This is a genomic window from Fuscibacter oryzae, assembly GCF_016765795.1.
In the GTDB taxonomy this organism is placed as follows: Bacteria; Pseudomonadota; Alphaproteobacteria; order Rhodobacterales; family Rhodobacteraceae; genus Fuscibacter; species Fuscibacter oryzae.
In genome coordinates this window covers 57,817-70,334 of sequence record NZ_JAESVP010000006.1, presented here as the reverse complement: position 1 = coordinate 70,334, position 12,518 = coordinate 57,817, and the positions used below count along the sequence as shown (strand labels likewise).

The 12,518-nt window shown below is 58.1% G+C and carries 11 protein-coding genes; 6 read left to right on the top strand and 5 right to left on the bottom strand.

Annotated elements, in window-relative coordinates:
• Positions 1 to 3,090, top strand: coding sequence for a type I restriction endonuclease subunit R (locus JI744_RS12960; RefSeq protein ID WP_202661560.1), 3,090 nt, complete (start codon positions 1 to 3; stop codon positions 3,088 to 3,090).
• A gap of 133 nt (positions 3,091 to 3,223) precedes the next feature.
• Here the strand turns inward: JI744_RS12960 and JI744_RS12955 are convergent, their stop codons facing one another.
• Complete coding sequence (locus tag JI744_RS12955; protein ID WP_202661559.1) at positions 3,224 to 4,078, bottom strand: ImmA/IrrE family metallo-endopeptidase; 855 nt, start codon at positions 4,076 to 4,078, stop codon at positions 3,224 to 3,226.
• Positions 4,079 to 4,082: 4 nt separating this feature from the next.
• Positions 4,083 to 4,418 (bottom strand): helix-turn-helix domain-containing protein, encoded by a 336-nt coding sequence (locus JI744_RS12950; protein ID WP_202661558.1) that lies wholly within the window; start codon positions 4,416 to 4,418, stop codon positions 4,083 to 4,085.
• Between the two features lie 359 nt (positions 4,419 to 4,777).
• Between JI744_RS12950 and JI744_RS12945 the strand changes: the two genes are divergently transcribed.
• Positions 4,778 to 4,915 carry a hypothetical protein gene (locus JI744_RS12945; RefSeq protein WP_202661557.1) on the top strand — a complete coding sequence of 46 codons (138 nt, stop codon included), beginning with the start codon at positions 4,778 to 4,780 and terminating at the stop codon, positions 4,913 to 4,915.
• A 57-nt stretch (positions 4,916 to 4,972) separates the two neighbouring features.
• On the opposite strand, the gene JI744_RS12940 is transcribed toward JI744_RS12945, so the two are convergent.
• From JI744_RS12940 to ilvD, 3 genes are all read right to left on the bottom strand, one after another.
• Positions 4,973 to 6,865 (bottom strand): DUF262 domain-containing protein, encoded by a 1,893-nt coding sequence (locus JI744_RS12940; RefSeq protein ID WP_202661556.1) that lies wholly within the window; start codon positions 6,863 to 6,865, stop codon positions 4,973 to 4,975.
• Positions 6,866 to 7,224: 359 nt separating this feature from the next.
• A complete protein-coding gene (locus tag JI744_RS12935; protein WP_202661555.1) occupies positions 7,225 to 7,473 on the bottom strand; it encodes a hypothetical protein in 249 nt (82 codons plus the stop codon).
• A 66-nt stretch (positions 7,474 to 7,539) separates the two neighbouring features.
• Entirely contained in the window at positions 7,540 to 9,378 is a 1,839-nt protein-coding gene (ilvD, locus tag JI744_RS12930; protein WP_202661554.1) for a dihydroxy-acid dehydratase, read from the bottom strand.
• A 222-nt stretch (positions 9,379 to 9,600) separates the two neighbouring features.
• On the opposite strand from ilvD, the gene JI744_RS12925 reads away from it, so the two are divergent.
• From JI744_RS12925 to JI744_RS12910, 4 genes are read left to right on the top strand one after another with little or no spacing between them, the layout of a single operon-like run.
• The gene (locus JI744_RS12925; protein ID WP_202661553.1) at positions 9,601 to 10,008 is read left to right on the top strand and encodes a PqqD family protein; all 408 of its coding nucleotides are present in this window, start codon (positions 9,601 to 9,603) and stop codon (positions 10,006 to 10,008) included.
• 13 nt (positions 10,009 to 10,021) lie between these two features.
• Positions 10,022 to 11,080, top strand: coding sequence for a hypothetical protein (locus tag JI744_RS12920; protein WP_202661552.1), 1,059 nt, complete (start codon positions 10,022 to 10,024; stop codon positions 11,078 to 11,080).
• Positions 11,077 to 11,829 (top strand): glycosyltransferase family 2 protein, encoded by a 753-nt coding sequence (locus JI744_RS12915; protein WP_202661551.1) that lies wholly within the window; start codon positions 11,077 to 11,079, stop codon positions 11,827 to 11,829. Before JI744_RS12920 ends, JI744_RS12915 begins: the two co-directional genes overlap by 4 nt.
• Positions 11,829 to 12,503: a glycosyltransferase family 2 protein gene (locus JI744_RS12910; protein WP_202661550.1), complete on the top strand. Its 675-nt coding sequence runs from the start codon at positions 11,829 to 11,831 to the stop codon at positions 12,501 to 12,503. Before JI744_RS12915 ends, JI744_RS12910 begins: the two co-directional genes overlap by 1 nt.
• Positions 12,504 to 12,518 lie beyond the last annotated feature (15 nt).

Sequence of the window (12,518 nt, the reverse complement as noted above, 5' to 3'; positions counted from 1 at the left end):
GTGTCCGGACATACAGAACGCGATTTTGAAACCGCTATAGAAGCTGGGCTTGTTGGTGCAGGTGGTTACGAGAAGCGCCAGCCTACCGCCTACGACGAAACCTTGGCTCTTTTCCCCGAAGATGTGACGGGCTTTCTCAAGGACAGTCAGGGTGCAAAGTGGAGCCAGTTGGAAGCTCTGCTGGGCGAAAAGACCGCCGCAGTGGTGTTGGACAACCTGACTAAGGAGCTTGAACTTAAGGGCACGCTGCATGTGCTGCGGCATGGGTTCAAATGCTACGGCAAGACGCTCCGGCTGGCGCATTTCCGGCCGAACTCGGCCATGAACCCTGACGCTGCTGCCCTCTACGCAAAGAACAGGCTGACCATCACACGGCAGGTTGCGTTTACCTCGGTCTTGAGGAAGGCCGATGGCAGCAATCGGCGGTGCATCATAGATGTGACGCTTGCGATTAATGGTCTGCCGGTTGTTACGGCTGAGTTGAAGAACTCCCTTACCGGCCAGCGGGCAGCGGATGCGATCACCCAGTATATGCATGACCGGGACGACCGAGATCTTCTCTTCGCCTTCAAGAAGCGCGCACTCGTGCATTTCGCCGTGGACCCGGACGAAGCGTGGATGACCACCCGCCTCAAGGGCAAGGAGACCGTTTTCCTGCCGTTCAACCGGGGCCACAACCACGGTGCAGGCAACCCGCCTGTGCCCGGCAACTGGAAAACACATTACCTGTGGGACGAGGTGCTACAGGCTGACAGCCTCCTCGATATTCTGCAGCGCTTCATGCACCTCGAAGTGAAGGAGAAACAGGTCAAGACCGATAAGGGTGTGCGGACCATCCAGAAGGAAACGATGGTCTTTCCGCGCTACCACCAGCTTGACGCTGTTCGGGCGCTGGTGACCCATGCGAAGGGGCACGGGTCAGGCCACAACTACCTCGTCCAGCATTCGGCGGGTTCGGGGAAATCCAATTCCATTGCATGGCTGGCACACAGGCTAGCGAGTCTGCACAGCAACGCCGATGAGAAGGTTTTCAACTCTGTCATCGTGATCACGGATCGTCGGGTGCTGGACCAGCAGTTGCAGAACACCATCTACCAGTTCGAGCACAAGACCGGCGTGGTCGAAAAGATCGACGAGGACACGCAACAACTCGCCCGCGCACTCTCCAACGGCACGCCGATCATCATCACCACCATCCAGAAGTTTCCGTTCATATCGCAGGCACTTTCTACGCTGGAAAAGAAGGGCACCGGGGTAAAGATCGACACAGCGGGCAAACGGTTTGCGGTGATCGTGGACGAGGCCCATTCGTCCCAAAGCGGCGAGACTGCGACTGCGCTCAAGGGCATGCTGAACAAGGATGGCATTGAGGCCGCGATTGCGGCGCAGCTGACTGAGGAAGAGGATGATGACCTTTCAGAAGACGCAAAAGCAGCTCTCCTGCGCGAGTCTCTGAAGCGTGCGCGCCAGCCGAACCTGAGTTTCTTTGCCTTCACCGCGACACCAAAGTTCAAAACGAAGGTTTTGTTTGACGAACCGGGACCATCCGGCACGTCTCCGTTCCACGAATACACCATGAGGCAGGCCATCGAAGAGGGCTTCATCATGGATGTTCTTAAGAACTACACCACCTACAAGCGTTTCTTTGGCCTGATAAAGCAGGTGGAAAACGATCCAGAAGTGCCCCGCAAGAAGGCCGCGAAGGCACTGGGCCGGTATTTGGAGCTTCACCCAGTAAACATCGAACAAGTCGTGTCTGTGATCGTTGAGCATTTCAGGCTTTACGTCATGCACGAGCTAGGAGGTCGCGCCAAAGCGATGGTGGTCACCGGATCGCGCCTTGCTGCCGTGAAGTACAAGTTAGCGTTCGACAAGTACGTGAAGGATCACGGGTATACCGGTATTCGTTCGCTGGTCGCATTCTCTGGGACGGTGGAAGACCCAGAAGATCCAGGAGCGACATACACCGAAGTGTCGATGAATGATGGGCTTGCTGAAAGCGAATTGCCCGAAACGTTCGAGCGCGACGACTATCGCGTTCTTCTCGTCGCTGAAAAATATCAAACCGGCTTCGATCAGCCCCTTTTGCAGACGATGTATGTGGTTAAGCGATTGGCTGGGGTGCAGGCGGTTCAGACGCTATCCCGGCTCAACCGGATGGCACCGGGCAAGGCACGAACCTTCGTGCTGGATTTTGCCAACGAGGAAGAGGATATCTTCAAGGCATTCAAACCCTATTACGAAACGACACCCATAGGCGAAAACGCAGACCCGCACAGGTTGTCAGAATTACAGCATAAGCTCCTTAGCTGGGCCATCTTTGCGCCTGCGGACGTGAATGGCTTTGCAGAGGTTTGGTATCGAAAACGACGCGACCACTCGGCCACCGACCATCGCTTGATGAATGCCGTTCTTGATGCTGTAGTGCAGAGGTTCGTCGAACGTGAGGAAGTAGAGCAAGACGAGTTTCGGGGTCAGCTTACCGCCTACCGAAATCTCTATGCGTTCCTTTCGCAGATCATCCCTTATCAAGACAGTGAGCTTGAGAAGCTGTACGCCTTCGTGCGCAATCTGCTTTCCAAGCTTCCGCCTCCGGGTGACGGAAAGGCGTTTGTGCTGGATGATGAAGTTGCGCTTCGATACTTCCGGCTCCAGCAGATGACTGAGGGCTCCATCGACCTCAGGGATGGCGAAGCCGATCCCCTGAAGGGACCTACCGACGTTGGGACAGCTCGGACGCCGGATGATGAGGTGATCCTCTCAAGCCTAATCAGTAAACTGAATGAGCGTTTCGGAACAGATTTTACCGAAGCCGATCAGCTTTTCTTTGACCAGATCAGCGCAAGCGCACAAGAAGATGAGAAGATCGTCGAAGCAGCCAAAGCGAACAATCTGGCAAATTTTTCATCCTACTTGGAACGGATGCTTGATGAGTTATTCATTGACCGAATGGAAGGGAATGACGAAATCTTTTCACGGGTCATGACAGATAAGGATTTTCGTTCGGCGGCCCATGAGCACTTAGCAAGAGAAATCTTCAATCGAGTAAATCGAAAGAATAGCGCTGGTGCCAGAGTGGATGATATATAGGGGAGGGGATCAACGCTGGGGGGGCAAATATCGGGCAAAGATCGAAGCCGCGGAAGCAAACTCGTTCCTCACGCGCGCGGACAAGGACCGTACAGCAAGATCGGTGGGTAAAGAGTTATCAAGTAATCTGGTGTCACCTGAAGCGTGGTGCTTGCCAGTTTTCCTCTTCTTCCTCTCCATCAGCCTCCAATTGCTCAACCGTCAACAGCGTCATGCGATAGCCATTCTGCTGGGCAACGGTCTGCTCGCCCAATGACAGTCCTGCAGAGCGTTCAAGCCAAATGTGTCCTTGTATCTCAACGGTGTCAGTTACCGTGCCAATTGCCGCACGGCTAGTAGCAGACAGGGAGCCATCGGGAACAGGCGCACCGTTCCAAAGTGACATCCTAGGGAAAGTGCTGTTGGGTTGGATGTACCGAATGTGACCATTGCACGAGAAGACAATTGCAGCTGGTGTCTCCAACTTTGAAATGTAACGACGTGCTGCCGCCTCCTTGCTTACCTCAAACCACTCAGCCATTGCGATAACATGGTCGAGGTTGGCACCTACTCTGCGTCGCATGAAAGACTTCACGTAGGAGTCCGGCATCAGCAGTTCAGCCGCAAACAGATTGGCCTCGGCTTCCATCTTTGCGTGCCTATCGCCCGCTTTTGCCGAGTGGATAGCCATATCTTTGCGCGAGCACCTAAAGCCCTCCGGGCTACCGGCGCGGTGGTTTGGGTTCACATAGTGGCCAATCTCATGGGCGATAGTGTAGCGCTTGCGGGTCTCAGGCCGATCAGCGTGTACCAAGATCGCGCCGTTGGCCTTGTTCTCAGGAACGATTAGGCCGCCTTCTAGCCCATCGAGTACAGCTTCACGGATTTCATAGATATCAATCGCCTTAGCGATCTCCCTCACTGGTACCGCCTGTGTTCCGGGTGGAAGCTGCTTTACGATGGACTCTGCCAGTTTCTTTGGATTCGCGCCTGCATCGTCAATTTCCATTCTTTCAATTTTCAGCGCCACGCTTCTGATTCCTCGCAACCATTGAACGGATCATGTCTTCCAGTACAGCGCGGTCGTTTGGCCCTAGTTCACCAGCCTGCCGGAACATCATCGCTAGTTTTTCGTCTTCTGACGATTCGGGGTCTTCACCGACCAAGCTTCGGATGGTCACTCCAAAGTGGTTCGCGAGCTTGGTGAGCATTTCCAGCGAAGGGTTGTCGCTGCGCCCTTTCTCCAACTCCCAAATATGGGTCTTCGATACGCCTATGGCATCAGCAACATCTTGTAATGATTGACCTTTGCGAAGCCTAAGCTGGTTCAGCCTCGTGGCAAACGACATGAGTCTTCCTCCCAGAATCATAACGGCGCACCGCCGAGAGATGCGCCGTAAGGTCGTGTGATACGCAATCATACCACATGGGTTGACGAAGTGAAGCGTTCGATCTATCTATACGAAACCGGCTAGCCAAACACGGACGCCGGAGCATAAGGAGACCTATCGTGAACTACGCAGCGAAGACCCGTGCCCCTCTCGGCACGACAGCAAAGACTGGTGAGGCCTGCCCGGAAAGCGGTGTATGGAAGGTCGTCGGAACCCCCAGCACTACCGCTCCCATCGCCAAGGGGAACCGCATGCCGCCCTATGGCGGGAAAGCGGTGACTTGGACGCTGATCCAGTACGCGTAAGGGGGATGTGTGATGGCAAAGAACGAAAGCACATCGCGCCGGGTTGCTTCCAAGGCCGCCAAGCTGTTGGCCAACCCCAAGACACCGAAGGCCGTGAAGAGCGTGGCGGCTTCGGCGCTTACCCAAGCACCGGACCGCAAGCGCAAGTAACCTAGAGGCGGGCTGTTATGGCCCGCTTCTAACCGTTCGATTACATTCTAGAAGTGATCAGACTTCCGGGCTGGGCCAGATCAATACAGCCTTCTCCGCAAGATGCTCGCCGCGTTCTTTGATATCTACTTCGGTCCAGGCTGTTCGTTTGGTGAACCACTTGTTCAAGAACAAGGATGTGTGCTCCTCGAACTTCTCGCGCTTCTGCATGAACCCTTTGTTGCCCGAAGAGATATTCAGCGCACCAGTGATGAGGGTCAAGTTTCCCAAGGTTTGCAGCAATGCATCCCGTGCATCAGCCCTTGGGTCAGCGGAACCCCTAGCCACAAAATCGCCTTCTGCGTAGGGCCAATCCTCATTCCATGACACCGGAAGAACATGCTCTGTCCACAGGCCGCTAGGTCTGGCCACCGTCTCAGAAAACTTTGACCGGCTTGCAAGTTCAAGCTCCCACAGGATGTCCTTGTTCCTTTCGCCGGGTGCGTTTCGGTAGACAGGCTTTGTCAGAATGGCGCGTTTGAACTCGTCGTCGTTTGGGAAGCGGGAGCTTTCTCCTGATCTGCTGAGGAAGAAGGTACGAAGCAGGTCATAGGAAGGCGTATCTTCATAGAAACGCTGAGAAATTGCCTGAAACAGCTTGTTCAGGTTCTTGTTGGTCATTTCACAGACCGCGCGGCGAACCACATATGAATAGATGAGCCGTGCGATCCGATCCTGTTCGGCTTCTGGCAGGCCAGCCTGCGCTACTTGCATCATCACCGGGTAGGCCGTCGTTAGTTGCCACGTCGCCAGCTTTCGACCCAACCATGCCATCGTCGGGTTAGCACTCTTTCTGCCTTCTAGCGTTTCGTAGATGGGCGCGTGTCTTTGCAACAATTTGAGTTCATCTTCGACATCTGGGAAGCGCGGTTTACCGCGTGGCGTCGCAAACGCTCGGTACTCCGAATACAACTCACGCATGGCGATTGAAGCCCCGGTTTCAGCGGCAAGAACATGAGCCAAGAAATGGTCGATCCGAGGTCGCATCGGTCTCGCGTTCGGTGCGTTCTCCTTCCACCAGTAATCGTCGAACGGGTCCCACAGCTCCTTGTACAGTTCCTCAGTTGAAGCGCTTTGCCTTTCCGCACGATGAAAAATGTTGTTGCGGACAAGATCCATGGCCAGCAACGGTAGCCCCTGCGAATTCAGCGACTGAAAGATGACCTGTGCATCATCGCCTTCACCAAGCGTAATAACGACCAGCTTCATCTGTGCGAGGACGGCACGTAGCAGAGCGTCGAGGCGCTGTTCGATCAGTTCCTTGGGCGCGCGTTCGGTAGACTTCGGTTCGTCGCCGTCTTCTTCCTCCCGCTGCACATCCGTGGGACCGGTCAGTGCAAATTGTCTGATGAAATTAAGGAACAAGACATAGGCGCGCAGTGCACGAACGGGCGTGTTCTTTGGCACCCCACCGCCCCAGTAGTACCGGTTGTACTTGATCCGCACCTCCCGGTAAGGGCTGTCGATGATGTCGTGGAAGACCTCGCGGTCGGATGGCGTCGGTGTCAGCTTGAACCTGACGAGAGGGTCAGTGTCTTTTGATCGTGGAACGTTGAAAAGGTATCCATTCACCTGCTCAATGACTTCTGGCAGTTCGTTTTCTCTCGCTATTTCTCTGAGTGCCGCAAGGAACAGCTGAAACGTGGTCAGCCGCTGTTGACCATCTACGATCTGCATTCGCGGTGTGATGCCGATCTGCGATCCTTCCCCAAGGGGCGAGAGGATGAGCGCGCCCATGTAGTGCTGGAAGCGACTGTTGCCTTCGAGCACTTCCGTCGCCTTTGCTTCGACATCATCCCAAAAAGGTGTAAGGCGATCATCAGCCCACTGGTACTTCCGCTGATACAGCGGAACCATGAAGCGACGGCTTTCGGCCAAAATGGTTTCAATAGAAAAATCGTCTGTCTGCAAAGCGTTGGCCTCCTGGTGTCGTGACGGAACAGTGCATTGGCGGGGGTGCCAGTTCAAGAAGGATCACAGATGCGCCACAGAGGGGTCCACTGGAGGGCGGCCTGCCAGCTGGGTTCTGAGCGGCCCGTTGATGGGGTGGGGTGGGGGCAAGGCAGCGTAGAGAGCGCGGGACCAGCCAGCTAAAGCAAATAGAAGCTGCCGGTTTGACCCCTCGAGTTTTAGTAGGGCAAACGAAAATCTGTAGGGCCATAGTATGGAAGCGCCATGCGGTGCGGCCCAGCGGTGTCCAACGGCGTGCAAGCCTGAAGTTCGGGAAAGACGAGGCCTGCCAAGGCGTTGTGATGGTTGCTGCAACGCTGTCAGTCGCGCTGCAATCCATTGATATTGCTTAGGAAAACAATTCGTAATGATGGGGTCGGGGGTTCGAGTCCCTTCAGCGGCACCACTGATCCCGACGGGTTGGTGGCTTTTCTTTCGGGGCTGACCGATATCAGGCAGACCAATCCTGAATAGGCACATGTTGTGGCGGGCAGACGCTCTGCCCTGCTTTTGCTCAATCGGATCGCCGTGCAGTTTCCCCCGGCGATCTGTGCTTTTGGTTCGATCATATGCCAGCACCGCCTGACACGGCCCTGACGGCCAAGCCATGCGGTGCTGGCTGATCCGCAGAAAGGTCAGGCCTCTGGCAGAATCCGCACCGCGCCCTTGTCGGCCGAGGCGGCAAAGGCGGCATAGGCTTTCAGCGCGGTGGTCACATTGCGCTTGCGCGGCTGGGCGGGCTTCCATCCCAGACGGTCCTGTTCGACCCGGCGGGTGGCAAGTTCGGCTTCGGATACCGCCAGATTGATCGTGCGGTTTGGAATGTCGATCTCGATCAGGTCACCCTGACGGACAAGGCCGATGGCACCGCCCTGCGCCGCCTCGGGGCTGGCATGGCCGATGGACAAGCCCGAAGTGCCGCCGGAAAAACGGCCATCGGTCACCAATGCGCAGGCTTTGCCCAGACCGCGCGACTTGAGGTAGCTGGTCGGATACAGCATTTCCTGCATCCCCGGCCCGCCCTTTGGCCCTTCGTAGCGGATCACCACCACATCGCCTGCCTTGACCTCACCGCCCAGAACGCCTTTCACGGCATCATCCTGGCTTTCGTAAACCACGGCGGGGCCGGAAAACTTCAGGATGCTTTCATCGACGCCCGCCGTTTTCACGATGCAGCCATCCAGCGCGATGTTACCTTTCAGCACGGCCAGACCGCCATCTTTGGAAAACGGATGATCGACCGAACGGATCACGCCGTTTTCACGGTCCAGATCCAGATCATCCCAGCGCGACGACTGGCTGAAGGCCACCTGCGTCGGCACGCCACCCGGTGCGGCCTTGAAGAAATTGCGAACCGTCTCGCTTTCGGTGCGTGAAATGTCCCAGCGGTCAATGGCATCGCCCAGCGTTGGGGCATGAACGGTGGGCGTGTCGCGATGGATCAGGCCACCCGCCTCCAGCTGACCAAGGATCGACATGATGCCACCGGCGCGGTGGACGTCTTCCATGTGAACGTCCTGCTTCGCCGGCGCAACTTTGGACAGACAGGGCACGCGGCGCGACAACTGGTCAATGTCGTTCAGGTCAAAGTCGATCCCGCCCTCATAAGCGGCGGCCAGAATATGCAGCACGGTGTTGGTGGACCCGCCCATGGCAATATCCAGCGACATGGCGTTTTCAAACGCCTTCTTGTTGGCCACGTTGCGCGGCAGGATGCTGGCGTCGTCCTGTTCGTAATAGCGTTTTGCCAGATCAACGATCAGGTGCCCCGCCTCGACGAACAGCCGCTTGCGGTCGGCGTGCGTCGCAAGGGTCGATCCGTTGCCCGGCAGCGACAGGCCCAGCGCCTCGGTCAGGCAGTTCATCGAATTCGCCGTGAACATGCCGCTGCAAGACCCGCAGGTCGGGCAGGCCGAGCGTTCGATGATCTTCACATCCTCATCCGACACCTTGTCATCGGCGGCGGCAACCATGGCATCCACCAGATCCAGCGCCACCTTCTTGCCGTGCATCACGACCTTGCCAGCCTCCATCGGGCCGCCTGAGACGAAGACGGCCGGGATGTTCAGGCGCATCGCGGCGTTCAGCATGCCGGGGGTGATCTTGTCGCAGTTGGAGATGCACACCATCGCATCGGCGCAATGGGCGTTGACCATGTATTCGACTGAATCCGCGATGATCTCGCGGCTTGGCAGGGAATAAAGCATCCCGTCGTGGCCCATCGCGATGCCGTCATCGACGGCGATGGTGTTGAACTCTTTGGCAACGCCGCCAGCCGCCTCGATTTCGCGCGCGACAAGCTGCCCCAGATCTTTCAGGTGAACGTGACCGGGCACGAATTGGGTGAACGAGTTGACGACCGCAATGATCGGCTTGCCAAAATCGCCGTCCTTCATGCCGGTGGCACGCCAAAGGCCACGGGCCCCTGCCATGTTGCGGCCATGGGTGGTGGTACGAGAGCGATAGGCTGGCATGGTTCACATCCCCTGCTTGAATCCTGTGCGCCACATTCCTGAATCTCTGCGGCAGCCCTTGCTAACGCGGTTTGAGGGAATGTTCCAGTTGCTCCTGCTATGGGCGTGGCGCATGTCGGAGACGGAACATTGCATTCCCGTGAGGCCGCAAGACTGACGGGCATTGACAATCCCGGCTCTGCCGCGACCTGTTGCGCATAAAGTCGGCCAGAAGGTGTGGACATGGACAAACGACTGGATCTGGCGGGGCCGGATATTGTCTTTGAAGAATTCGACGGTGATCTGGTGGTGCTGAACCTGTCAACCGGCCGTTATTTCGGCTTTAACCCCTCGGCTGCGGTTCTGTGGTCTGCCTTGGCTGCAGGTGTCTGCCCGGCCGACCTGCAAGCGCATCTTGCGCCCGCTATCGACCTTGCCACCTTCATCGGGGCACTGCACGAGAATGCTCTGGTGGTCGAAGGAGATGAGGCGCCGACCCCGGTGACCGATGATCTGCGCGCGCAACTTGCCAAGCTGACAGAGCAGCCGCAGCTTGAAATTTACGATGACCTGTCCGACCTGATCGTTGCCGATCCGATTCACGATAGCGATGCGGCGCAGGGCTGGCCCGTCAGGCCCGCACAGGGCTGAGCCGCTGATCCTGATGCGCCGCGCTGTCCCGATCCCCCTTTCCAGCACTGCGCTTGCCGATCAGGTGCAGCCCCTGTTTGCCGGGTTCGAGGCGCGCTTTACCGCAGCACCCGCCGAAACGGCCTTCCATGTGGCGGGCACAGATTTCCTGTGCCGCAGCGCGGATGCCAGCTACAGCGAAATTCTTGTCCGGGTCTTGCCGGTGGCCGTGCCGTCTGCGGCCCCACAAGTTCGTGTTCTGGTCGATTTGTGCGACACCCCCCTTTCCCTTGGTTGGCCCCGCTGGTCGGAACCGTATTTCAGGGAAAGAGAGGTCGAAGCCGCGCTGTTTGCCACGCCGTTTCGCCTGCATTTCCATGATCAGACCGACTTTTGGCAGGTTTTTGACCGGGGGTTGAACTGCGGGCTGCAACTGATGCGAAAGGCGGCGGGCTACCCTGACTGGGATACTGGTTCGCCATTGCGCAATCTGATCCACTGGGCGCTGGCAGAGCAGGGCGGAGGCCTTGTTCATGCGGGCAGTCTGGGGCTGGGGGAAAGGGCCGTCCTGCTGGCGGGCACTGGCGGTTCGGGCAAGAGTGGCACCGTACTGGCCGGACTGCTGCATGGTCTGACCAGCCTTGGCGATGATTATGTGGCGATCACGACCAAAAGTGGCATCAGGGCACATCGGGCCTTTAACAGCCTGAAACAAGATCCGGGCGGATTTGCCCGCCTTGGGCTTACCGGGCGCGTAAGGGGTAAAGCTGCACTGAACTGGCAAGGTAAGCATCAGTTCACGTTTGACCACCTTGGCGTGCCGTCCCAGCCTGACAGCCTGCCGGTTACCGCATTGTGCCTGCCCCATGTCGCCACGGCAGCGCGAACGACTTTTGCCCCCGTTTCGGCGCGCGAGGCGTTTTTGGCGCTGGCACCCTCTGGCGTGGCGCAAATTCCCTCTGCCCGCGCGGAAACCTTTCGCCTTTGCGCGGCCCTGTCCCGCGATCTGCCTGCCTACCGCGTTGCGCTCGGCACCGATCCGGCAGAAATTGCCGCAGCTTTCGCGGCCTTTCTGGACGGCACCGCCCCATGACGCTGACCGTCATCATCGTCACTTATAATCGGCTGCCTTTGCTGCCCTTGGCCATACGGTCAGTGAAGCGTCAGGCCGCTGACCTGCCCTTGCCGCTGGATATTCTGGTTGTGGATGATGGATCGACCGATGGCACCGCGGATTGGCTGGCGGCCCAAAGGCAGCCCGGCCTGCGGTTTGTCACGCAGCCAAATCGGGGGGTGACAGCGGCACGGAATGCCGGGTTGCAGGCACTGCTGGCCGAGACCACCTTTGTCACCTTCCTCGATTCAGACGATATTTCTCCACCGCAGGCACTGGCCCGGCAATTGGCTGATCTGCGGGCGGACCCGGCCCTTGATCTGGTTTATGGCCGGATGACCATGGTCGATGATATTTCGCCCCAGACGCTGGAGCCTGCTGCAGATGCCCGGCGCCTTGATCTGGTGGGAATCCACCTGTCTTGCGCCTTGTTCCGCCGGGCCCTGATCGACCGCATCGGCCCGTTTGACCCTGCATTCAGACAGGCCGAGGACACTGATTACCTTCTGCGTACCTTTGAGGCGGGCACGCGCTTTCGGCAGACCGCGACAGTCTGTCTTTACTATCGGCGCCATGCCGGCAACATGACGAAACGCCAAGAGGAAAGCCGCCGATACTTCGCATTGGCGATTCACAAATCCCTTGTGCGACGCAGGCGTGATCCGACAATCCGGCTGGACAAGCCCTGTTTCGATATTCAAAGCCTTGGTTCGACAGAGTTTTGGTGATGCCCGGCTACAGCGTGATCATTCCCGCCTTCAACGCGGCCCGTACCCTGGCCGAAGCGGTGCAATCCGCCTGCGCCCAAACGCCCGCACCGGTCGAGGTGATCGTGGTCAATGACGGCTCTTCCGATGACACGGCCAGCATTGCGGCAGGGTTTGGCGGCCCAGTCCGGCTGATTTCGCAAACCAATGCCGGGCCGGGCGCTGCTACGATGACGGGCATTGCCGCTGCGCGGATGTCGGTTCTGGCGTTTCTTGATGCCGATGACCTGTGGCTGCCGGGCAAGGTCGCGCGGCAACTGGAACATTTGCGGCAGGTCGGGTCGGATCATCTTGTCTTTACCCAAATGCGCCAGTTCCGCCATGGCCTGCCGGATGACGGGCAGGGCAAGGTTGCAGACGGCCTTTCCCGGTCCACCTTGCTGATGCACCGCAGCGCGCTTGACCGTATCGGGCCTATCGTTGACCCGGTGGGCCGCCGGGGCGAGATGATTGACTGGTTCGGCAGGGCGCGCGAGGCTGGGTTGGCGCTGGATGTCTTGCCGCAGGTGCTGGCGCTGCGGCGCATTCTGCCAGGCAGTCTGTCCTGGGGGCGCGATGCGCAGGCGGACAGCGGCTATTTGCGCGTGGTCCATGCCGCGATGCTGCGACGCCGCCAGAAACAGGCCCCGGAATGACCGGGCCGCGCCGGT

What these genes read in the sequence shown, in the direction of transcription:
- JI744_RS12955 (WP_202661559.1), bottom strand. Translation starts at nt 4,078, where the DNA reads ATGGAAATTGACGATGCAGGCGCGAATCCAAAGAAACTGGCAGAGTCC.
- JI744_RS12950 (WP_202661558.1), bottom strand. Translation starts at nt 4,418, where the DNA reads ATGTCGTTTGCCACGAGGCTGAACCAGCTTAGGCTTCGCAAAGGTCAA.
- JI744_RS12945 (WP_202661557.1), top strand. Translation starts at nt 4,778, where the DNA reads ATGGCAAAGAACGAAAGCACATCGCGCCGGGTTGCTTCCAAGGCCGCC.
- JI744_RS12935 (WP_202661555.1), bottom strand. Translation starts at nt 7,473, where the DNA reads ATGATCGAACCAAAAGCACAGATCGCCGGGGGAAACTGCACGGCGATC.
- ilvD (WP_202661554.1), bottom strand. Translation starts at nt 9,378, where the DNA reads ATGCCAGCCTATCGCTCTCGTACCACCACCCATGGCCGCAACATGGCA.
- JI744_RS12925 (WP_202661553.1), top strand. Translation starts at nt 9,601, where the DNA reads ATGGACAAACGACTGGATCTGGCGGGGCCGGATATTGTCTTTGAAGAA.
- JI744_RS12920 (WP_202661552.1), top strand. Translation starts at nt 10,022, where the DNA reads ATGCGCCGCGCTGTCCCGATCCCCCTTTCCAGCACTGCGCTTGCCGAT.
- JI744_RS12915 (WP_202661551.1), top strand. Translation starts at nt 11,077, where the DNA reads ATGACGCTGACCGTCATCATCGTCACTTATAATCGGCTGCCTTTGCTG.
- JI744_RS12910 (WP_202661550.1), top strand. Translation starts at nt 11,829, where the DNA reads ATGCCCGGCTACAGCGTGATCATTCCCGCCTTCAACGCGGCCCGTACC.